General features: G+C 63.3%; 18 protein-coding genes. 9 read left to right on the forward strand and 9 right to left on the reverse strand.

The features are described 5' to 3' along the window. Positions 1-152 precede the first annotated feature (152 nt). Positions 153-581, forward strand: a complete 429-nt coding sequence (locus tag FY036_RS21050; protein ID WP_235897744.1) for a L,D-transpeptidase — start codon at positions 153-155, stop codon at positions 579-581. 7 nt (positions 582-588) lie between these two features. Here FY036_RS21050 and FY036_RS21055 read toward each other — a convergent pair whose 3' ends face one another. Genes FY036_RS21055 through FY036_RS21065 form a run of 3 tightly spaced genes read right to left on the reverse strand, consistent with a single transcriptional unit; the run spans position 589 to position 5322 of the window. Then, complete coding sequence (locus FY036_RS21055) at positions 589-1740, reverse strand: osmoprotectant NAGGN system M42 family peptidase (RefSeq protein ID WP_148916748.1); 1152 nt, start codon at positions 1738-1740, stop codon at positions 589-591. Positions 1741-1742: 2 nt separating this feature from the next. After that, positions 1743-3542: an N-acetylglutaminylglutamine synthetase gene (gene ngg, locus FY036_RS21060; protein WP_148916749.1), complete on the reverse strand. Its 1800-nt coding sequence runs from the start codon at positions 3540-3542 to the stop codon at positions 1743-1745. A 4-nt stretch (positions 3543-3546) separates the two neighbouring features. Then, positions 3547-5322 carry an N-acetylglutaminylglutamine amidotransferase gene (locus FY036_RS21065; RefSeq protein WP_148916750.1) on the reverse strand — a complete coding sequence of 592 codons (1776 nt, stop codon included), beginning with the start codon at positions 5320-5322 and terminating at the stop codon, positions 3547-3549. 264 nt (positions 5323-5586) lie between these two features. Here FY036_RS21065 and hemA point away from each other — a divergent pair, with 264 nt between their 5' ends. Continuing rightward, entirely contained in the window at positions 5587-6867 is a 1281-nt protein-coding gene (gene hemA / locus FY036_RS21070) for a 5-aminolevulinate synthase (protein ID WP_148916751.1), read from the forward strand. Between the two features lies 1 nt (position 6868). Here the strand turns inward: hemA and FY036_RS21075 are convergent, their stop codons facing one another. Next, positions 6869-8035 carry a pyridoxal phosphate-dependent aminotransferase gene (locus FY036_RS21075; RefSeq protein WP_148916752.1) on the reverse strand — a complete coding sequence of 389 codons (1167 nt, stop codon included), beginning with the start codon at positions 8033-8035 and terminating at the stop codon, positions 6869-6871. A gap of 67 nt (positions 8036-8102) precedes the next feature. Further along, complete coding sequence (gene mscL, locus FY036_RS21080) at positions 8103-8525, reverse strand: large conductance mechanosensitive channel protein MscL (protein WP_148917138.1); 423 nt, start codon at positions 8523-8525, stop codon at positions 8103-8105. A gap of 220 nt (positions 8526-8745) precedes the next feature. Here mscL and FY036_RS21085 point away from each other — a divergent pair, with 220 nt between their 5' ends. Continuing rightward, positions 8746-12240, forward strand: a complete 3495-nt coding sequence (locus FY036_RS21085) for a PAS domain-containing hybrid sensor histidine kinase/response regulator (RefSeq protein ID WP_148916753.1) — start codon at positions 8746-8748, stop codon at positions 12238-12240. Positions 12241-12247: 7 nt separating this feature from the next. Here FY036_RS21085 and FY036_RS21090 read toward each other — a convergent pair whose 3' ends face one another. Further along, positions 12248-12907, reverse strand: a complete 660-nt coding sequence (locus tag FY036_RS21090) for a response regulator (RefSeq protein WP_148916754.1) — start codon at positions 12905-12907, stop codon at positions 12248-12250. A gap of 224 nt (positions 12908-13131) precedes the next feature. Between FY036_RS21090 and FY036_RS21095 the strand changes: the two genes are divergently transcribed. After that, complete coding sequence (locus FY036_RS21095) at positions 13132-13530, forward strand: hypothetical protein (protein WP_148916755.1); 399 nt, start codon at positions 13132-13134, stop codon at positions 13528-13530. A 9-nt stretch (positions 13531-13539) separates the two neighbouring features. Here the strand turns inward: FY036_RS21095 and FY036_RS21100 are convergent, their stop codons facing one another. Next, positions 13540-13974: a hypothetical protein gene (locus FY036_RS21100; RefSeq protein ID WP_148916756.1), complete on the reverse strand. Its 435-nt coding sequence runs from the start codon at positions 13972-13974 to the stop codon at positions 13540-13542. Positions 13975-14145: 171 nt separating this feature from the next. Here FY036_RS21100 and blaOXA point away from each other — a divergent pair, with 171 nt between their 5' ends. The 3 genes from blaOXA to FY036_RS21115 are packed head-to-tail and all read left to right on the forward strand — an operon-like array spanning position 14146 to position 16444. Next, a complete protein-coding gene (blaOXA, locus tag FY036_RS21105) occupies positions 14146-14952 on the forward strand; it encodes a class D beta-lactamase (RefSeq protein WP_148916757.1) in 807 nt (268 codons plus the stop codon). Between the two features lie 50 nt (positions 14953-15002). Beyond that, positions 15003-15350 (forward strand): DUF952 domain-containing protein, encoded by a 348-nt coding sequence (locus FY036_RS21110; RefSeq protein ID WP_148916758.1) that lies wholly within the window; start codon positions 15003-15005, stop codon positions 15348-15350. Next, a complete protein-coding gene (locus tag FY036_RS21115; RefSeq protein WP_148917139.1) occupies positions 15350-16444 on the forward strand; it encodes a quinone-dependent dihydroorotate dehydrogenase in 1095 nt (364 codons plus the stop codon). The genes FY036_RS21110 and FY036_RS21115 overlap by 1 nt, the downstream gene beginning before the upstream one ends. Here the strand turns inward: FY036_RS21115 and FY036_RS21120 are convergent. Both FY036_RS21120 and FY036_RS21125 read right to left on the reverse strand, forming a co-directional pair. Continuing rightward, a complete protein-coding gene (locus FY036_RS21120) occupies positions 16441-17787 on the reverse strand; it encodes an MATE family efflux transporter (protein WP_148916759.1) in 1347 nt (448 codons plus the stop codon). The two genes, FY036_RS21115 and FY036_RS21120, sit on opposite strands and share 4 nt — an antisense overlap. 93 nt (positions 17788-17880) lie before the next feature. Continuing rightward, positions 17881-18144: a DUF6460 domain-containing protein gene (locus FY036_RS21125; RefSeq protein WP_148916760.1), complete on the reverse strand. Its 264-nt coding sequence runs from the start codon at positions 18142-18144 to the stop codon at positions 17881-17883. Between the two features lie 252 nt (positions 18145-18396). Between FY036_RS21125 and FY036_RS23965 the strand changes: the two genes are divergently transcribed. Both FY036_RS23965 and FY036_RS21130 read left to right on the forward strand, forming a co-directional pair. Next, entirely contained in the window at positions 18397-18543 is a 147-nt protein-coding gene (locus tag FY036_RS23965; RefSeq protein WP_201744827.1) for a hypothetical protein, read from the forward strand. A 54-nt stretch (positions 18544-18597) separates the two neighbouring features. Then, positions 18598-18948, forward strand: a complete 351-nt coding sequence (locus tag FY036_RS21130; protein WP_148916761.1) for a DUF883 family protein — start codon at positions 18598-18600, stop codon at positions 18946-18948. Positions 18949-19176 lie beyond the last annotated feature (228 nt).

Consider the following 19176-nt stretch of genomic DNA (forward strand, 5'->3'; position numbering starts at 1 on the left):
TGATTTTTGGCCTAGCGCCACGTATCGAAACTGCAGGCGCAAGCGGAGAAAAGCAGTCGTTAATCCTGTTGCTTCATAACAGGAAAATGAATTCCCGTTACATTTACGCTCATCTACTTTGCCTTCGGGCGAGACATGAGTTGGGGTATACAATGAAGTTGGTGACAAGCATTATTGTAGCGCTGATGCTTGCGGTAGGCGCATCCACCACCGCGTCGGCTGCGACGCTGGTTGCAAATGTCGACATTTCCTCCCAGACGATGACGGTGACGCATCGAGGAAAGGTCAAGTATCGCTGGAAGGTGTCCACCGCGCGCTCAGGAAAGGTGACGCCTGCGGGAAGCTGGTCTGCGAAATGGCTTTCCAAGAACCACAGGTCGAGCCGCTACAACAACGCGCCGATGCCCTATGCGATCTTCTACAACGGGCACTATGCGGTACACGGTACGGACCAGGTCGGACGGCTGGGCCGCCCGGCATCATCCGGCTGCGTGAGGCTGCATCCGGAGAACGCGAGGGTGCTGTTCGAGTTGACGCGACGGGAAGGCCTGAAGAACACCCGCATCGTCGTGCGGCGCTGAACGCGCCCTACTCCACCCCGGCAATCTTGTCGGGGTCGAACTCCGGCTGATCCGCTTCTTCCGTCGGCTGGTGAGGGAAGCCCTCTGGGCCGGACACTTCCTTGACGTCGCGCGCGATCTCCAGCGGACTTGCCGCATAAGAGGCGGCGAGGGTGGCCACCGATGTCAGTGCATGGGCATGGATACGCTCGTAGCCATGCGATGCGTCGATGCCGAAGGCGATGAGCGCCGTGCGCACGTCGTGGCCAGCCTCGATGGCAGACGCCGAATCCGACCGGTAGTAGCGGAACACGTCCTTCTGGAACGGGATTTCTTCTTCCCGGCACAGATCGACCAGCTTCTTGGTCAGGTGGTAGTCGAACGGGCCTGCCTGGTCCGCCATGGCGATGGTGACGCCGAACTCAGCCGAGTTCTGCCCCGGCGCGGTGGAGCCATTGTCGATAGTCACCATCGAGGCGATCTCCGGCGTGACGATGGCGGCCGCACCCACGCCCACCTCCTCCGCAATGGTGAAGAGGAAGTGCACGTCGACGGGCATCTTCACGCCTTCGCGCTCCAGCGCCTCGATGGCCGCGAGCGCGATGGCCACGCCGGCCTTGTCATCGAGATGGCGGGAATTGATGAAGCCGTTGTCGAGAAATTCCGGGTTTGGGTCGAAGGCCACGAAGTCGCCGACATCGATGCCCAGCGCGCGCGTCTCTGCCTTGGACTGCGTGATGGCGTCGATGCGCAATTCGACATGGGGCCAGCCGACCGGCAAAGTGTCGACCTCATCGTTGAACGTGTGCCCGGACGCCTTGAGCGGCAGGACCGTGCCACGGAAGCTGCCAATCTCGCTGTAGAGCGTGACCCGCCCGCCTTCTGCAAAACGCGCCGACCAGTGGCCGATGGGCACGAGTTCCAGCCGCCCGTTTTCCTTGACGAGTTTGACCTGCGCGCCCAGCGTGTCGAGATGCGCCACGATGGCACGCGCGCCCTTGCGGCGGCTGCCCTGCCGCACGGCGCGGATCGCCCCGCGACGCGTCAGTTCAGGTGTCAGCCCCAGACGCTCCAGTTCGGCGGAGCAGTAGTGCACGACCTGGTCGGTGTAGCCGGTGGGACTGTCGATCGCCAGCAGCGCCTTGAGCTGCGCCAGCAGGTAAGCTTCGTCTATCTTCATGCTTATAACTTGCCGAGTGCGTGGGCAGCCGCCCGATGCCCGGAAAGCGGGAACAGAAGGTCGAGGAAACGCTCGGCCGTAGGCTGCGGTTCGTGGTTGGCGAGCCCCGGACGCTCGTTGGCTTCGATGAACACGTAGTCCGGCTCGCTCGGCGAGCGAACCATGAAGTCGATGCCGACAACGGGGATGTCGATGGCGCGCGCAGCGGTGACCGCTGCCTCCACGAGGCGGGGATGGACGATGCCGGTCACGTCGTGGATCGAGCCGCCGGTATGCAGATTCGCAGTCTTGCGCACGACGATATCCTCGCCCTTATCCGGCACGCTGTCCAGCGTGTAGCCGGCGGCCGCCAGACAGCGCTCGGTTTCGCCGTCGATCGGTATCCGGCTTTCGCCGCCTGTCGCGGATGCGCGGCGACGCGACTGGCTTTCGATAAGGCTGCGGATCTTGCGCCGTCCATCACCGACGATATGAGGGGGCCTGCGAATGGCCGCAGCCACGAGCTTGAAGTCGATGACGACGAGGCGCAAGTCCTCGCCCTCGAAACACGCCTCCACCAAGACTCGGTCGCAAACTTCCTTCGCCACCGCTATGGCCGTTTCGGTGTCCTCGATGGTCTCCAGACCCACCGCGACACCCCGCCCCTGTTCTCCACGCGCGGGTTTGACCACGACGCGGCCATGCTTTTTCAGAAAGGCCTTGAGGGCCTTTGCATCGTCGCCTGCGACCATCTGCTCAGGCACAACGAGGCCCGCGTTTTCCACCACGCGCCGCGTGACCGCCTTGTCGTCGCAGATCGACATGGCCACGCCGGAGGTCAGCTCGGAAAGGCTTTCGCGGCAATGGACCGAGCGGCCGCCATGGGAAAGCCGGAAGAACCCGCCTTCCGCGTCGGTGATCTCGACATGGACGCCGCGCCGATGGGCCTCGTCCACGATCAGCCGGGCGTAAGGGTTCAGCGCGTCGTATGCCTCCAACGGCCGGGCATACAGCTTCTCGTTGATAGGGTTCTTGCGCTTGACGGCGAAGACCGGCACGCGACGGAAGCCGAGCTTTTCGTAGAGCGCGATGGCCTGCCCATTGTCGTGCAGCACGGAGAGGTCCATGAAGGCCGCGCCACGCGCCGAGAAATGCTCGGCAAGCCGCCGCACCAACATTTCGCCGATGCCCGGGTGACGCGCCTGCGGATCGACGGCCAGACACCACAAAGACGAACCCTTTTCCGGATCGGCAAAAGCGCGACCGTGGTCTATTCCCGTCACCGTTCCGATGATTTCGCCGGATGCCTCGTCTTCGGCGACGAAGTATGTGATTGCGCGGTTGTCGCGGTTCGACCAGAAGAAATCCGGCCGGACCGGCACCATGCCGCGCGACGTGTAGATGCGGTTGACAGCCCTGGCATCCGCCTCGGAGGACAGCCGGCGGACGAAATAGCCACGCGGCTGGCGCCTGCTCGAACGATAGGTCGAAAGCTCCAGCCTGAAGGTGTGCGACGGATCAAGAAAAATCTCCTGCGGAGCGGCAGCCAGCAGGACATGCGGATCGCGCACGTAAAAGGCGATGTCGCGTCGCTCCGGCCCTTCTTCGCGAAGCGCGTCGACCAGTTCGGAAGGCTTGTCGAAGGTCTGCGCAAAGATCAGGCGTCCCCACCCACAATCGACCGAAACGGACTGCTTTCTGGCGTCGGTTTCGGCTTCGGAAAGCCCCATCGGAGGCTTCATCGATTCTGCTCGAAGACGCCGGAGACGATGCGCCAGCGCTTTGTCGGCACGGGCGCGCGGGGCGCCGCTTTCCTTCGCCATGCCGTCAGATCCCATGGGTCTGCAACCAGAGTTCGAGAAGACCGGCCTGCCACAGTTCCGAGCCTTGCAACGGCGTGATGTGGTCGGACGGATTTGTGAACAGCGTGTCGAGGTATTCGTCGCGGAAGATCGCGCGGTCTTTGGCGGCACGCGAGGTGAGCGCGTCGCGCACCATCTCCAGATAAGGCCCATCGACATATTTGAGCTGCGGGACGGGGAAATAGCCCTTCTTGCGGTCGATCACCTCGCTGGGCACGACCAGCCGGGCGGCGTCCTTGAGCACACCCTTGCCGTTTTCGCGCAGCTTCTCCTCCGGCGGGATCTTCGCCGCGAGTTCAACCAGCTCGTGGTCGAGGAACGGCACGCGCGCCTCGAGGCCCCAAGCCATGGTCATGTTGTCGACGCGCTTGACGGGATCGTCCACCAGCATCACCTGGCTGTCGAGGCGCAGCGCGGCGTCGACTGGCGTATCCGCGCCGGTGCGCCTAAGATGTTCGGCAACGAGCGCGAGGCTGGCGTCTTCTTCCGGCATCCAGTCCGCGTTGACGTGCGACTTCATCTTGTCGTGCGAGCGGTCGAAGAACACGCGCGCGTAATCGCTCACGACATCGTTGGACGCGGCGAGCGGCGGATACCAGTGGTAGCCACCGAAGACCTCGTCGGCACCCTGCCCCGACTGCACGACCTTGATGTGCCTGGAGACCTCCTGCGAGAGCAGGTAGAACCCGACATTGTCATACGACACCATCGGCTCGGACATCGCCGCGAAGACGCCTGGCAGCGCTTCCATCAGACGGTCTGACGGCACGAAAATCTTGTGGTGGTCGGTGTCGAAATGCCTGGCGATCAGGTCCGAATAGACGAACTCGTCGCCCTTTTCGCCATTGGCTTCCTCGAAGCCCACAGAGAAGGTCATCAGACCATGCTGACCCTGCTCTGCCAGGAGACCAACGATCATGCTGGAATCGACGCCGCCGGACAGCAGGACGCCCACCGGCACATCGGCCACCATGCGCCGCTTGACGGCCGTCCGCAGCGCTTCGAGCACCATGTCGCGCCAGTCCTGCGAGGAAAGGCCCGACATCGACGCGTCACGCTCGTAGGGTGGAGCCCAGTAGACCGTGTCGGCCTTGCGGCCATCGGGCTCGATGACGCGGATGGTTGCCGGCGGCAGCTTGCGCACGCCGTTGATGATCGTGCGCGGCGGCGGCACCACGGCATGGAACGAAAGGTAATGGTGCAGGGCGTGCCGGTCGATCGACGTGTCGATGTCGCCGGCCTTGAGAAGCGCCGGCAGGGACGATGCGAAGCGCACCGAATGCGGCGTCTCGGCCAGATAGAGCGGCTTGATGCCAAAGCGGTCGCGCGCCATCACAACCCGGCCGGTGTCGCGCTCGTGGATGACGAAGGCAAACATGCCGTGGAAGCGGTTCACGCACTCCCTGCCCCAGGCGTGGTAGGCCTTGAGGATGACTTCGGTATCGCCGTGGCTGAAGAAAGTGTAGCCCTTGCCCTCGAGCTCGCCGCGCAGTTCGGGATAGTTGTAGATGCAGCCGTTGAATGCGATCGTCAGGCCCAGTTGCGCATCCACCATGGGCTGACGCGCCTTGTCGGACAGATCGATGATCTTGAGCCTGCGGTGAGCGAGCGCGGCATTGTTATGCACGACGAGCCCCGATCCGTCGGGTCCGCGCGGCGCAAGCGCATCCATCATCCTTGTTTGAGCGAGGACCGACGGCTGAGCGCCGTCGAAACGAATTTCTCCACAAATGCCACACACGAGCCCGGTACAACCTCCGTTGTCGTTTCACCAATGCGGGTACACCGGGCATGCCGAAAACGGCCCCGTCGCGACCCCGCCATGGACCGAACGCCCCTTTTCCATGATGGTTCCGAAAAAACTTCCCCTTGCGCGAGATCAACGAGCGACGGGGCGAACGCGGCTAACAAAAGCCCGATCCGGCGTGGCAATTTGCCCGACCCCGCCCCGTGGACGCACAAGGCCGCAGCGACTAATTTCCGGCCGCAAAATCAGGAAAGCAGAATGAACTATCAGCGGTTTTTCGAGGAAGCGATCGACCAGCTCCACGCCGAGCGGCGCTACCGGATTTTTGCGGACCTGGAGCGGATCGTGGGAGAGTTTCCCAAGGCGATCTGGCGGTCGGGGCCGGATGCGCGCGAAATCACCGTATGGTGCTCGAACGACTATCTGGGCATGGGCCAGCATCCAGACGTCATCGCCGCGTCGCAGAACGCGGCCGGCAAGATGGGCTCCGGTGCCGGCGGCACGCGCAACATCTCCGGCACAAACCATCCGCTGGTAGAACTCGAGCTGGAACTGGCCGACCTGCACGGCAAGGAAGCTGCACTCGTCTTCACCTCGGGCTTCGTCTCGAACGAGGCGGCGATCTCGACCATCGGAAGGCTGCTGCCCAACTGCCTGATCCTGTCTGACGAACTCAACCACGCCTCGATGATCGAAGGCGTGCGGCGTTCGGGTGCGGAGAAGAAAATCTTCCGGCATAACGATCTCGCACATCTGGAAACCCTGCTTCAGCAGGCTGGCCGCGAGCGCGCCAAGCTGATCGTGTTCGAGAGCGTCTATTCGATGGACGGCGACATAGCGCCCATCGCCGCGATCGCCGACCTCGCCGACAAGTACAATGCGATGACCTATATCGACGAGGTCCATGCTGTCGGCATGTACGGGGCGCGTGGCGGTGGTATCACCGAGCGCGAGGGGCTCGCCCACCGCATAGACGTGATCGAGGGCACGCTCGCCAAGGCGTTCGGAACGCTGGGTGGCTACATCTCCGGCACTCGCTCGTTGATCGACGCGGTGCGCTCCTATGCGCCGGGCTTCATATTCACGACCGCGCTGCCGCCTTCAATCGCCGCGGCGGCGACCGCATCGATCCGCCATCTGAAGCAGTCTCAGGTCGAGCGCGACGCCCAGCAGAGGCAAGCGCAGCGCGCCAAGGACGTGCTGTCGGCAGCAGCCCTTCCGGTTATGAACTCCGAGACGCATATCGTGCCGGTGCTGGTCGGCGAGCCGGAGCTTTGCAAGATGGCAAGCGACCGGCTGCTCGGCAAGCACGGCATCTACATACAGCCGATCAACTACCCGACGGTGCCGCGCGGCACGGAGCGGTTGCGCATCACACCCACGCCGTTCCACGACGACGGCCTGATAGACAGGCTGAGGGATGCGCTGGTCGAAACCTGGACCGCGCTGGGCATTCCGTTCCGCGACGAAACGAAGCCCAGCGAACCTGTGCGCTCCGACCGTGTCGTGCCGCTGGTGGTGGCGAAGTCGGGCGGCTGATTCAGGCCTTCTCTATCCAGCGCGCCAGCCTGTCCGACGCCTGCTCGATCTCGTCGAGGCGGCGGTGGAAGCACAGCCGGAAATAGCCCTCTCCCCCTGCACCGAACGCGGTGCCCGGAGCGAGCCCGACATTGGCGTGGTCGATGATGTCGAAGGCTGCCTTGCGAACGTCGGTCACCCCGTCGATGCGGAAGAAGGCATAGAATGCGCCTGCAGGCGGGGAAAGGTCTACGCGACCGGTGGCCAGCAAACGATCGCACACGATGTCACGCGCTGCGCGGGCCCGTTCCACCTGCTCCGCGACGAAGGCGTCACCTCCATCCAATGCGGCTACCGCACCCCTTTGAAGGAACGCCGGCACGCCGGAGATCGAATACTGCATCAGGTTTTCGAACACCTGCTGAAGCTCGGGGTGAACCTTGAGCCAGCCAACGCGCCACCCCGTCATCGCCCAGTTCTTCGAGAAGCTGTTGACGAAAAGGATGCGGTCTTCAGCGTCGGCCACGTCGAGGAAGGAAGGCGCGCGCTTTCCGCCATAATAGAAGAGCGAGTAAATCTCGTCGGCCACGATCCACAGGCCGCGCGAACGCGCGAGGTCGAGGATCGCCGCAAGGGTTTCTCGATCGGCAGTCCATCCCGTCGGATTGGACGGCGTGTTGACGAAGATGGCCTTCGTCGCCGGCGTCAGCGCGGCCTCGATCTTCTCGACATCGCAAGTCCAGCCATTGCCGGAGCGGTCCAGCGTGACGGGAACCGGTCTGGCGCCGGCGATGCCAGCCGCGGCGGCGAAGTTCGGCCATGCGGGAGACAGGTAGACGACCTCGTCTCCATGGCCGGCCACCGCGTCGATGGCGAGTTGGATCGCGTGCATGCCGCCATTGGTGGCGATGAATTCTTCCGGCGCGAAGCTTTGGCCGAAGTGGCGACCGTAGTAGCGGGCAAGCGCAGCGCGCAGCTCGGGAATGCCGCGCTGCCAGGTGTAGAACGTCTCGCCACCCGCGAGCGCTGCGTTGGCTGCATCCGAAATGAATGCCGGGGTCGCGAGATCGCCCTCTCCAGCCCACAACGGAATCATCCCGTCCTTGTCGCGCCCGTGGCTCATCACGGCGACGATGCCGCTTTCCGGCGCATTGCGGGCTTCAGGGCGAAGGTGGTCGAACAGTGTCATCGTCATCTCGCAAAAGGAAAGACCCCGATCGCACGCGACCGGGGCCGGCAGGTGAGTAGCGAGACTTCTATCGCTTCGCAAGCAGGTCGCGAATTTCCGTCAGCAATTGGACGTCGGCGGGCGGAGGCGCGGCCGGTGCAGCTTCCTTCTCGCGCTCCAGCCTGCGGCGCATCGTGTTCACCCCTTTGACCATCAGGAAGATGATCCAGGCGAGGATGACGAAGTTGATGATTACGGTGATAAAGCTGCCATAGGCGAATACCGCGCCCTGCTGACGAGCCGCATCCAGAGTGGATGCCGTGACTTCCGACGACAGCGGGAGGAAATAGTTGGAGAAGTCGAAGCCGCCGAAGATGGCGCCGACGATCGGCATGATGATGTCGTCGACCAGCGACGACACGATGAGGCCGAATGCGCCGCCGATAATGACACCGACCGCAAGGTCCATGACATTGCCCTTGGCGATAAATTCCTGAAATTCCTTAATCATCCTTCCCTCCTCGGAGAACGGAACAGCGCTCGAATCGACCCCCCGGCCAGGACCGGACTGTGCAACAATAGCAAAATCGGCGCGCGCGATAAGCGGGAAAGAATGGGCGGGTACAACCGGGCGGATCATCCCACTGCGTCTCAAGATCAATGGACAGGCAAGCCAAGCTGTGATTGCCTCGCTGGCCAAGGCGCACCGTTCGTCAGGGAGGACTTAACAGGTGCAGGGCTGGGTCATCGTCATCGTGGCAATCGCCTATGTGACGCTGCTGTTTGCGATCGCAAGCATCGGCGATCGCCGCGCCGTGACACATGGGCCGGGCCGCGCACGGCCGTACATCTATGCGTTCAGCCTAGCCATCTACTGCACGTCGTGGACGTTCTTCGGCTCGGTCGGGTTGGCCAGTGAGCGCAGCTTCGAGTTCCTGACCATCTATATCGGGCCGATCCTCGTCTTCTTCTTCTGCTATCCGTTTCTGGCCCGCGTCATCAGGGTTGCCAAGACCGAGAAGATCACGTCGATCGCAGACTTCCTCGGCGCGCGCTATGGCAAGAGCTTTGCCGTAGCAGCCATCGCTACCATGATCGCGATGTTCGGTACCGTTCCGTACATCGCGCTTCAGCTCAAGGCGATCTCCGGCTCGATGAGCCTCATGGTCGAGCACTACAATGGTGCGCCGCCGGCGTTCGACTTCGTTATCGGCGACATCTCGCTGGCCGTCGCCCTGCTGCTTGCGCTGTTCGCCATCCTTTTCGGCACGCGCCATGCCGACGCGACCGAGCATCAGGACGGGATGATCCTCGCGGTCGCCGTGGAATCCATCGTCAAGCTTGCCGCCTTCATAGCGGTCGGCGTCGCGGTGTCGTTCTTCCTGCTGGGCAGCCCTGCGGAGATGATCGCCACCGTCTCGGCCAACGAGCAGGTGCAGAAGTCGCTGGACTACAGCACCTCGCTTGCCACGTGGATCGTGATGACCGTGCTGAGCGGCTTCGCCATCATCATGCTGCCGCGCCAGTTCTACGTGACGGTGGTGGAAAACCGCTCGGAGGAGGAGTTGCGCAAGGCGAGCTGGATGTTCCCGCTCTACCTGATCGCCATCAACCTCTACGTCATTCCCATCGCCTTCGCTGGCCTCGCAGTGCTGGGGCCGGAATCGAACTCGGACCTCTACGTCGTCTCGCTTCCGCTTCACTACGGCCAGAACGCGCTGGCGCTGTTCGCCTTCATCGGGGGCCTGTCGGCTGCGACCGCGATGGTCATCGTGGCGAGCGTAGCGTTGTCGATCATGATCTCGAACGACCTCGTCATCCCGCTGGTGATGCGCCGGTTGCTCAAGTCGCATGCTGCCGACCGCGAAGACTGGTCGAAGGTTATCCTCAACATCCGCCGCGCGGCCATCTTCGTCATCCTATTCGCGGCGTTCCTGTACTACCGCGAGACAACGAGCAACACGAGGCTGGCATCCATCGGGCTGATATCGTTTGCCGCGATCGCGCAGTTTGCACCAGCCTTCATAGGCGGGCTCATCTGGCGTGGCGCGAACGGCCGCGGCGCGGTGATGGGCATGATCGCCGGCATCACCGTGTGGGCCTACACGCTGCTGTTTCCCTCACTCGCGCCCAGCGATACGGAGATCCTGCGCACCGGCCTGTTCGGGCTAGAGGCCCTGCGCCCGCAGGCGCTGTTCGGCACGGTGGGCGAGCCGCTGAACCACGGCGTGATCTGGAGCCTTTCGATCAACACGCTATTCTTTATCCTCGGGTCGCTGTCGCGCGCGTCCATGCCGCTGGAGCGCATTCAAGCAGCGCTTTTCGTGCCACGCGATGCCAACCCGATGCCGAGCCTGAGGCGTTTCCGCACGGCGGTGACGGTCAACGACCTCAAGGACACGATCTCGCGCTATCTCGGGGTCGAGCGCACCGAACGTTCGTTCCAGAGTTTCGAGGCGAAGGAAGGTCGCGCCATCAACGGCAACGAGCTTGCCTCCATGTCGGTCATCCGCTTTTCGGAGCAGTTGCTCACCAGCGCGGTCGGATCTTCATCTGCGCGGCTCATTTTGTCGCTGCTTTTCCAGCGAAACGACAGCAACTCGCGCGGCGCACTGCGACTGCTGGACGACGCGACCGAAGCGCTGCAGCAGAACCGCGACCTCCTGCAGACCGCGCTGGACCAGATGGAGGAAGGCGTCACGGTGTTCGACCGCGATTTCGGCCTGACCTGCTGGAACCGCCAGTTCCGCGCGCTGTTCGACCTGCCCGACGAGATGGGTCAGGTGGGCGTATCGCTGCACCATGTGCTGCACTATCTGGCGGACCGGGGCGACATTCCGCGCGGTTCGGAATACGAGACGCTCAACCGGATGACGTGGTTCGGCGAAGTGTGGTCGATCGAACTCAAGCGCTCGGGCCGCATCATCGAGTTGCGCACCAACCCGATGCCCGATGGCGGCATCGTCGCGACCTATACCGACATCACGGCACGCGTGCAGGCGGACCTCGCGCTCAAGCGGGTCAACGAGACGCTGGAGCAGCGCGTGGTGAGCCGCACCGCCGAGCTTACCCGCGTGAACGAAGAGCTGGCGATGGCGCAGATGCTGGCCGAGGAAGCCAATCTGGGCAAGACGCGCTTTCTGGCCGCCGCGGGCCACGACATCCTGCAGCCACTCAACGCCGCGCGCCTCTACTGCTCCGCCCTTCTGGAGACAGTCGAGAAAGGCAAAGTTGGCGATGCGGTTGGCAACATAGAATCCTCGCTGGAATCGGTCGAGACCATATTGGGGGCGGTGCTCGACATATCGCGCCTCGACACCGGCGCGATGAAGCCCGTGGAAACGGTATTCAAGCTGGACGGGCTGCTGCGCCAGATCGAGACCGATTTCCAGCCGCTTGCCGCCGCAAGAGGCTTGCGGCTGAGTATCGTTCCCTCCCGGCTGGCGGTGAACACCGATCGCAACCTGTTCCGACGGCTGGTGCAGAACCTCGTCTCGAACGCGATCAAGTATACGCGCTCCGGCCGGGTGCTGGTCGGCGTTCGCAGACGTGGCGAACTGCTCGAGCTTCAGGTGTGGGATACCGGCATCGGTATCGACGGGGACAAGCTGAATACAGTGTTCCGGGAGTTCACCCGGCTGGAGGAAGGCGCCAAGGTGGCACAGGGGCTGGGGCTGGGGCTGTCGATCGTCGATCGCATCGCCCGCGTGCTGAGGCTGGAAATCCAGCTGGAGTCACGCAAGGGGCAAGGCACGCGTTTTTCGGTCATCCTGCCGCGTGTCGAGGCGCCCCAGCTCGAACTGGTCAGTGAAGTGCGCACACCCGTTCGCCCGAACGTCATGCTCGACGGCGTCAGCGTTCTTTGCATCGACAATGACGGCCCGATCCTGGAGGGCATGCGCCTGCTGCTGGAAGGGTGGGGCTGTCACGTGGAAACCGCATCCGGTTCCGACGACCTGCCTCCCAGGGACACGGCGCGGCGTCCGGACGTCATCCTGGCGGACTATCACCTCGACGGCGGCGAAAACGGCCTCAACGTCATCGCGCGGCTGCGCGCGGTGCACGGCCCGGAAACACCGGCGATCCTGGTTACCGCCGATCGCTCCAACGAGGTGCGCGAAGCCGCCGCGGCGATGGATGTCGCCGTCATCAACAAGCCCGTCAAGCCGGCCAATCTGAGGACGGTGCTGACGCGCTACCGGAAGATATTGTCGGCGGCGGAATAGGCCGCGATTACTCCACGCCCTGCAACGGGTCGGTTGCGATGCGCGACAGGCGGATCACCGCCTGGGTGCGGCTGTCCACGCCAAGCTTCTGCAGAACCGCCGAGACATGCGCCTTGATCGTCGCTTCCGAGACCTTGAGCTCATAGGCGATCTGCTTGTTCAACAGCCCTTCGGCCAGCATGCCAAGCACGCGCGTCTGCTGTGGGGTGAGGGTCTGCAACCTGCCGATCAGATCGGATATCTCCGGGTCGCCCTCCTCGCCGAGATCGATGCCTTCGGGTGCTGCGACGCCGCCCTCGAGCACGGCCTGCACGGCGGTGCGGATATCTTCCATACTCGCCGATTTCGAGATGAAGCCCGATGCGCCGAGCTCGAGAGCACGGCGGATCGTCACGGGGTCGTCGTGCGCCGACACGACAACGATGGGCACGCTCGAATCCAGCCCTCGCAGCGCGACGAGGCCCGAAAGCCCGCTTGCGCCCGGCATGGTCAGATCGAGGAGAACGAGGTCGGTATCCTGATTGTCGATGATGAGCGTCTTGACGCTGTCGAAGTCGCCGGCTTCGAGAATGCGGCTGCCTTCGCCCACCCCCGCCAGAGCCTGCTTGAGAGCACCCCTGAAAAGCGGATGATCGTCGGCAATTACAAACGTGAAGCCTGACGGCAAACGCACCTCCCCCGATTCGCCCCGCCGAGTGTAACCCCCGGCTGGCGGCGTCGCGACGCGATTATGCGCCGGTACCCCCGCATTGCAAGCGTGTGACCGCTTTCAGCAGACTGGCGCGCCCGACGCAACCATTTCAGCGATTGCTCATTCTCTCCGCAATGTTACTTGCTGCCGCTAGGGCAGCACCCGCATACTCGACTTTAGTCTAATCTGGAGACCGGGTTATGGAACCGATCCGTCAGGTCGCAGTCATGTGTGTGGCGCGGGCGGTGAGTTTCGGCACGCTTGCCATCGTCTGCGTGATGGTCTCCTTCGCCTTCAGTCCGCCCGCCGCATTCCGAACCGGGGCCGTGCTTTCGCTGGTGATGGCCATCATCCTGTTGCTCAAGGCTCACTATGTGGGTTGGCAGCAGCCGAAGCACACGGAAGTCTGGCTTTACCTGGACGAGCGGACGCGTCCGCGCGATGCCGAGGCTACGCGCCGGTTCACCAGCGTGCTGCGCGAGGTCTACGGAAGGTTCGCGGCCGGCACGCTGTTGGTGGCGTGCGGCCTATTCGCCGTTTCGGTCCTGATGCTCGCAGCCGGCATGGAACTGCATGGCTTCGAGCGCGGTGTTCGCTAGTCGATACGATCAGGTACGATCGGCCGGGGGCTCGGAGGGCCGTTCGCCCCGCCCGTACTCACGATCCAGATCCTGCACGATGCCGAGGAAGCGCCTGAAGAAGCGCTCCATATAGCCCAGCGTCTGCTCGAATTCCTCCTCGCTCGGCAACTGGGCCGCGGGCTGGCCGCTTTCGAGCGCAGCCAGCCGATCCTCCAGCGCATCGACCCGCGCCTGCAACTCGTCCAACTGGTCCTCGTAAGCCGTACGCTCTTCCACGGCCATCTTGCAGACAAGCTGCCCACCGCGCTCCTGGCAGAGCGTCATGCGCCCGTTTGTGGTGTCGAGGCGCACATAACCTTCGTCTGTACGTTCGATCTGATAGCGCTCGACGTCCTGCGCCAGCGATGGCGACACAGCCATCATGAGCGTTGCGGCGGCCAGGATCGGACCTGAGTATCGCATCTCTGCCTCCATCGACTGCAAGCTTGTGTTGAAGCGCGCCATTGCGCCGGAATTGCGTCGGCGCCCCTCTGGTGTGCAACCACAGGACCATACGATCAACCCAGAGTGGTCATGCACAATCCGCAAATGCCTGCTAGCAAGGCAATCACCAGATTCGTCGAGGGATCATGCATGAAGCTCGCCCTGCTGCCGGCACTCATCCTGTTTGCGTTCGTCTTTCCGCACGCGGCATCGGCGCGCACGGTCTGCACGATCGTCGCAGATGCCAGAACGGGAACGATCCTGCTTGAGGAAGGCGATTGCCAAAGCCGGGTAACGCCTGCGTCCACCTTCAAGATTCCGCTCGCGGTGATGGGGTATGACGCGAGGTTTCTGAGAGACCCCCAGACACCGGTGCTGCCTTTCAAGGCCGGCTACCCGAACTGGGGCGCGAACTGGGAACAGCCTACCGACCCACAGGCTTGGATGAAACACTCGGTGGTCTGGTACTCGCAAGAGATTGCGCGTGACCTCGGCGTCGAGCGCCTGACGTCCTATGCCGCACGGTTCGGCTATGGCAACGCCGACTTCGCCGGAGACCCCGGGAAGAACAACGCGCTCGAGCGTGCGTGGATAAGTTCCTCGCTCAGGATTTCACCGGTCGAGCAGGTCGGTTTCCTCCGCAACCTCCTTACGGGCAACCTGCCGGTCGAGCGCCGCGCCGTCGAACAGACGCTGCGGATCGTGGAAAGCGCACGGGCCGGCGACTGGACCGTTGCGGGCAAGACCGGCTCGGCCTATCCGCGCAATGCCGACGGTTCGTTCAACCGTGCGCGCGGCTGGGGCTGGTTCGTCGGCTGGGCGACGCGCGGCGACCGTACGCTGGTCTTCGCGCGGCTCAATCAGGACGAGCAGCGCCAGACCGGCCCCGGCGGCTTGAGAGCGCGAGCCATGTTCCTCGACGAATGGCCAGCCCTTTCGGAAAAATTGCCGGAATAGTTGGCGCAGCACCGTTTTCATCACCCGGCATTGCGCTTATAGCGCTGGCTATGACCACGCTCATCTACAAGATCGTTCCGGAAAGCCTGTGGCGTGAAGCCGAGGCGCGAGGCGTGTTCCGCGGTGCGCCGATAGACCTTACCGACGGATATATCCACTTTTCAACCGCGGCGCAGGCCCGCGAAACCGCGGCCAAGCATTTTGCCGGGCAGACCGGGCTGCTGCTGGCTGCCATCGACGAGGCGCGGCTAGGCCCCGCATTGCGGTACGAGGTGTCTCGCGGGGGCGCCCTGTTTCCGCATCTCTACGCACCACTCGATCTTTCTGCAGTCCTTTGGGTGAAGCCATTGCCGCTGGGCTCGGATGGAGTGCACATCTTCCCGGATGTTGACGAATGATCCCGGGCCTCGACCGCCTTGGACGCAGGCTTCTCTTCGCTTTCGATCCCGAGACGGCGCATGGTCTTTCCATCGCAGCACTCAAGTCCGGCGGCGCCGCAGCGCTTTGCCCTCGCCCGCCCATCGACACACGGCTGGCGGTGCGGATAGCCGGGCTCGACTTTCCAAATCCGCTCGGCATGGCGGCAGGATACGACAAGAACGCCGAAGTGCCCGACGCGCTGCTGGGCCTCGGCTTCGGCTTTAGCGAGGTCGGCACCCTGACGCCGAAGCCGCAGGCTGGCAACCCGAAGCCGCGCATATTCCGGCTGACGGAAGATGACGCCGTCATCAATCGCATGGGTTTCAACAATGACGGCCACGAGCGCGCGCTGCTGCGCCTGAAGGCGCGTATCGGCCGCCAGGGCATAGCCGGCGTCAACATCGGCGCCAACAAGGACAGTGCGGATCGCATCGCGGACTACCGGCTGGGCGTCGAGCGCTTCGCGGCGGTCGCCTCCTATCTTGCCATCAATATCTCTTCGCCCAACACGCCCGGACTGCGCGACCTGCAGTCGCGCGACAGCCTTGCCGAACTGCTGGCGACGGTGATCGATGCGCGCGACGCCGAAGCGGCAAAAACCGGAAGCCCCGCACCGCTGTTCCTCAAGATTGCGCCCGACCTGTCCGAAGCCGAATTGGACAGCATCGCCGAGGAGGTGCTGGCGCGGAAGATCGAAGGCGTGATCGTCTCCAATACAACACTGTCGCGCTCGGGGCTCAGGAGCATCCACGCTTCCGAGACCGGAGGCCTTTCGGGCCGCCCGCTCTTTGCCCGCTCGACAGCCGTCCTTGCACGAATGCGTCGCCGGCTCGGCCCGGATGTGGCCCTCATCGGCGTTGGCGGCGTCGATTCCGCCGAGACGGCCATGGAGAAAATTCGCGCCGGAGCGGACCTCGTCCAGCTCTATACCGGCATGATCTATGGCGGCCCGACCCTTCCGGGACGGATCGTGCGCGGACTTGCGGACATAGCCCGACGGGAGGGCGTTTCCACCATTGGCGACCTGCGCGATAGCTCGCTTGCCAGATGGGAAGCTGCCTCGATCGACTAGTTTTCGAAGGTCGCTCGTGCACGCACGGGCATGATCGCAAATAGGCTCAAACCCCGCGCGATCAGGAAGACGTGCAGCGACGCCCAAAGCCCCGGATTGCCGAGCAGCGGCACGAGAACCACCAGCGCCGCGATGAAAAGTGCAAACGAGGCGAGCATCATGTTTCGCAGATCGCGCGACCACGTCGATCCCATGAAGACGCCGTCCATCTGAAAGGCCAGCACGCCGGAAACCGCCGTCAGCGCGGCCCATGGCAGATAGTCTGCCGCCATGGCGCGCACATCGGCGGATGTCGTCATCAGGGCAACGAGGCCGTTGCCGAAAACCAGAAACAGCAGCGCCACGCCCGCCGAGACGGCGAAGCCCCAGATCGCGGTGAGACGCACGGCAGCCATGAAGGCTGGGCGGTGGCGCGCGCCGACTGCGCGGCCTGCGAGCTGCTCCGCCGCAGTTGCGAAGCCGTCGAGAAAATAGCCGGAGAGCAGGAAGAAGTTCATCAACACGGCATTGGCGGCAAGCGTCAGCGTACCGAGTTGCGCGCCCTGCCGGGCAAACAGCGCAAAGGCACCCAGCAGCACGAAAGAGCGGATCATGATGTCTCGGTTGAGCGCGAACATCGTGCGAAGCGCCGCGACGTTGCGCAGCGTGCCCTGCGCCAAAGGCGGAAGCCTGCGAAACCGCAGCACGAGGATGCTCATGCCCACCAGGGCCGCGAATGCTTCTGCGGCAACGGTAGCCCACGCCACACCGGCCACGCCCCAGCCCATCCACAGGCCAAGCGCAACTGACAGAGCCATGTTGACGACGTTCAGGGCCAGTTGCAGCCCGAGCCCGAGCCCGGCCTCTCCGCGACCAAGGACATAACCGAGGATGGCATAGTTGGTCAGCGCGAAGGGCGCGGATACGAGCCGGATGGAGACGTAGGTCGCCATCGCTTCCGTGACTGCTGGTTCGGCCGCCATGAAACGGGCGCCCCCAAGAACGACAAGCGGCGCGGCGGCTACCAACAATACCCCCGCACCGACAGCCACGATCAGCGCCCGCCAGAATACCGCCTGTTCCTCAGGCGCGTCGCCACGACCGTAAGCCTGCGCGACCAACCCCGTGGTTCCTGTCCGCAGGAAATTGAACGTGGCGAAGACGAGGTCGAAGATGATAGCGCCAGCAGCCAGCCCGCCCAGCAGCGCAGCGTCGCCAAGCCTGCCTATCACCGCCGTATCGACAATGCCCAGAAGCGGCGTCGTGAGATAGGCGAGCATCATCGGCAGCGCTATGGACAGCACGAGCCGATTGCTCACCTCGAAGGGGCGTGCACCCGCACTCGTCTCCCGTATCGCCGTCATCGGCCATCCGCTCCGTGCTACCCCGTGGATCAGACCTGCATCATTCTCATCCGGCCCGACATTGCCAGCGGGAAAATATCGTTTCAGCCAGTCTCAGCGGCGATAGCTGAGGATGCGCAGGATGATGAAGGCGGGTATCACGACCGCTGCGCCCAGAAGGAAGTAAACCCAGAAGCGATAGATCGCATCGAAGCCCAGGTTCCAAAGCCCTGCGAAGAAGTCCTGGATGCGGTAGAACACGTCCCATGGCGACCAGCCGAAGGTTGCCATCACGATCCCGACCAGAAACGATACGACGATCAGCTTGAGAGCGACACGCAGCGGCGTGTCGCCGAGGAAGCGGTTGATCGCGGACATAAGGTTCTTCTCCTGAAGCAGACCAAGCGCAGATACGCGGCAAGTGCGGCGGCTTCAAGAGGTCGCGTGCCGCCAGCTTGCCGGCGCTGCGATGCAACCAATGCGGCCCCAAGCCGTTTTGCAGCGGGCGAGTTGGGCTACTGAGGCAACAGCAGGAGATTCATATGCTTCGCGCAGTCATCTTGTGGCTGATGGGCGTGCCGCTCGTCGTCGTCATCCTTATCTGGTTGTTCTTTCTCTGACGGAGCGCACATGAAGCAGAACCATCTCTATCTCATCATCGGCGCCCTCGTGGTGGCCGTCATCGGGCTGGGCATTTACGTGATGCGCGAGGAGACGAAGCCCAGCGGCGTCGAACTGCGCATCGATGAGACCGGAGTGTCGGTCGAGCAGAATTGAACCTGAACGATATGGCAGGGCGCCATGTCGACACGGCCTTGCAAGGAGAAGATCATGGCAGAAAATTCCGACACCGAAACCGTGCGCAAGGAACTGGAAAAGCAGATCGGCGACCTTCGCAAGGAGGTCAGCAAGCTGAGCAAGACCGTTTCAGCCCGCACCGAAGAAATCTACAAGCAGGCGCGCGACGAAGCTGAAGAAGCCTATGAGAGTGCGTCGCGGCAGGCCCGGGGCGCTGCGAAGCAGGTACGCCGGCAGGCCTATGCCGTGTCGGAAGCCATCAAGGAAAATCCCGGCACCGCGGCTACCGTGCTGTCGTCGGCCGGTCTTCTCGGCTTTCTCATCGGGCTTGTCGTCGGACAGGCGATTTCTTCCAGCAACGATCGTTCGAGCCGCTGGTACTGACGCCAGTTCGCCTTTCGCAACGTCGATCCCATACACAAGCCTCGCCGTGCCAGCGGCGGGGCTTTTCGTTGCGGATAGTGACGGGAATTTGGTGAAATTTGGACTTTCGTCGTATCTCACCTAGCATTCGTCGCGAATCGGCACCTCACCCACCGCTGCCGATTCCATGCTCCCACCCGCGGAGTCGTAACTCCCCTACGGAGAAAGATAGCCGCCTGCCGTTCGCGC

The organism is Neoaquamicrobium microcysteis (assembly GCF_008180155.1).
Lineage (GTDB): Bacteria > Pseudomonadota > Alphaproteobacteria > Rhizobiales > Rhizobiaceae > Aerobium > Aerobium microcysteis.

What these genes read in the sequence shown, in the direction of transcription:
- FY036_RS21130 (WP_148916761.1), top strand. Translation starts at nt 18,598, where the DNA reads ATGGCAGAAAATTCCGACACCGAAACCGTGCGCAAGGAACTGGAAAAG.
- FY036_RS21100 (WP_148916756.1), bottom strand. Translation starts at nt 13,974, where the DNA reads ATGCGATACTCAGGTCCGATCCTGGCCGCCGCAACGCTCATGATGGCT.
- FY036_RS21125 (WP_148916760.1), bottom strand. Translation starts at nt 18,144, where the DNA reads ATGTCCGCGATCAACCGCTTCCTCGGCGACACGCCGCTGCGTGTCGCT.
- blaOXA (WP_148916757.1), top strand. Translation starts at nt 14,146, where the DNA reads ATGAAGCTCGCCCTGCTGCCGGCACTCATCCTGTTTGCGTTCGTCTTT.
- mscL (WP_148917138.1), bottom strand. Translation starts at nt 8,525, where the DNA reads ATGATTAAGGAATTTCAGGAATTTATCGCCAAGGGCAATGTCATGGAC.
- FY036_RS21095 (WP_148916755.1), top strand. Translation starts at nt 13,132, where the DNA reads ATGGAACCGATCCGTCAGGTCGCAGTCATGTGTGTGGCGCGGGCGGTG.
- FY036_RS21075 (WP_148916752.1), bottom strand. Translation starts at nt 8,035, where the DNA reads ATGACACTGTTCGACCACCTTCGCCCTGAAGCCCGCAATGCGCCGGAA.
- FY036_RS21050 (WP_235897744.1), top strand. Translation starts at nt 153, where the DNA reads ATGAAGTTGGTGACAAGCATTATTGTAGCGCTGATGCTTGCGGTAGGC.
- ngg (WP_148916749.1), bottom strand. Translation starts at nt 3,542, where the DNA reads ATGGCGAAGGAAAGCGGCGCCCCGCGCGCCCGTGCCGACAAAGCGCTG.
- FY036_RS21055 (WP_148916748.1), bottom strand. Translation starts at nt 1,740, where the DNA reads ATGAAGATAGACGAAGCTTACCTGCTGGCGCAGCTCAAGGCGCTGCTG.
- FY036_RS21110 (WP_148916758.1), top strand. Translation starts at nt 15,003, where the DNA reads ATGACCACGCTCATCTACAAGATCGTTCCGGAAAGCCTGTGGCGTGAA.
- hemA (WP_148916751.1), top strand. Translation starts at nt 5,587, where the DNA reads ATGAACTATCAGCGGTTTTTCGAGGAAGCGATCGACCAGCTCCACGCC.
- FY036_RS21120 (WP_148916759.1), bottom strand. Translation starts at nt 17,787, where the DNA reads ATGACGGCGATACGGGAGACGAGTGCGGGTGCACGCCCCTTCGAGGTG.
- FY036_RS23965 (WP_201744827.1), top strand. Translation starts at nt 18,397, where the DNA reads ATGAAGCAGAACCATCTCTATCTCATCATCGGCGCCCTCGTGGTGGCC.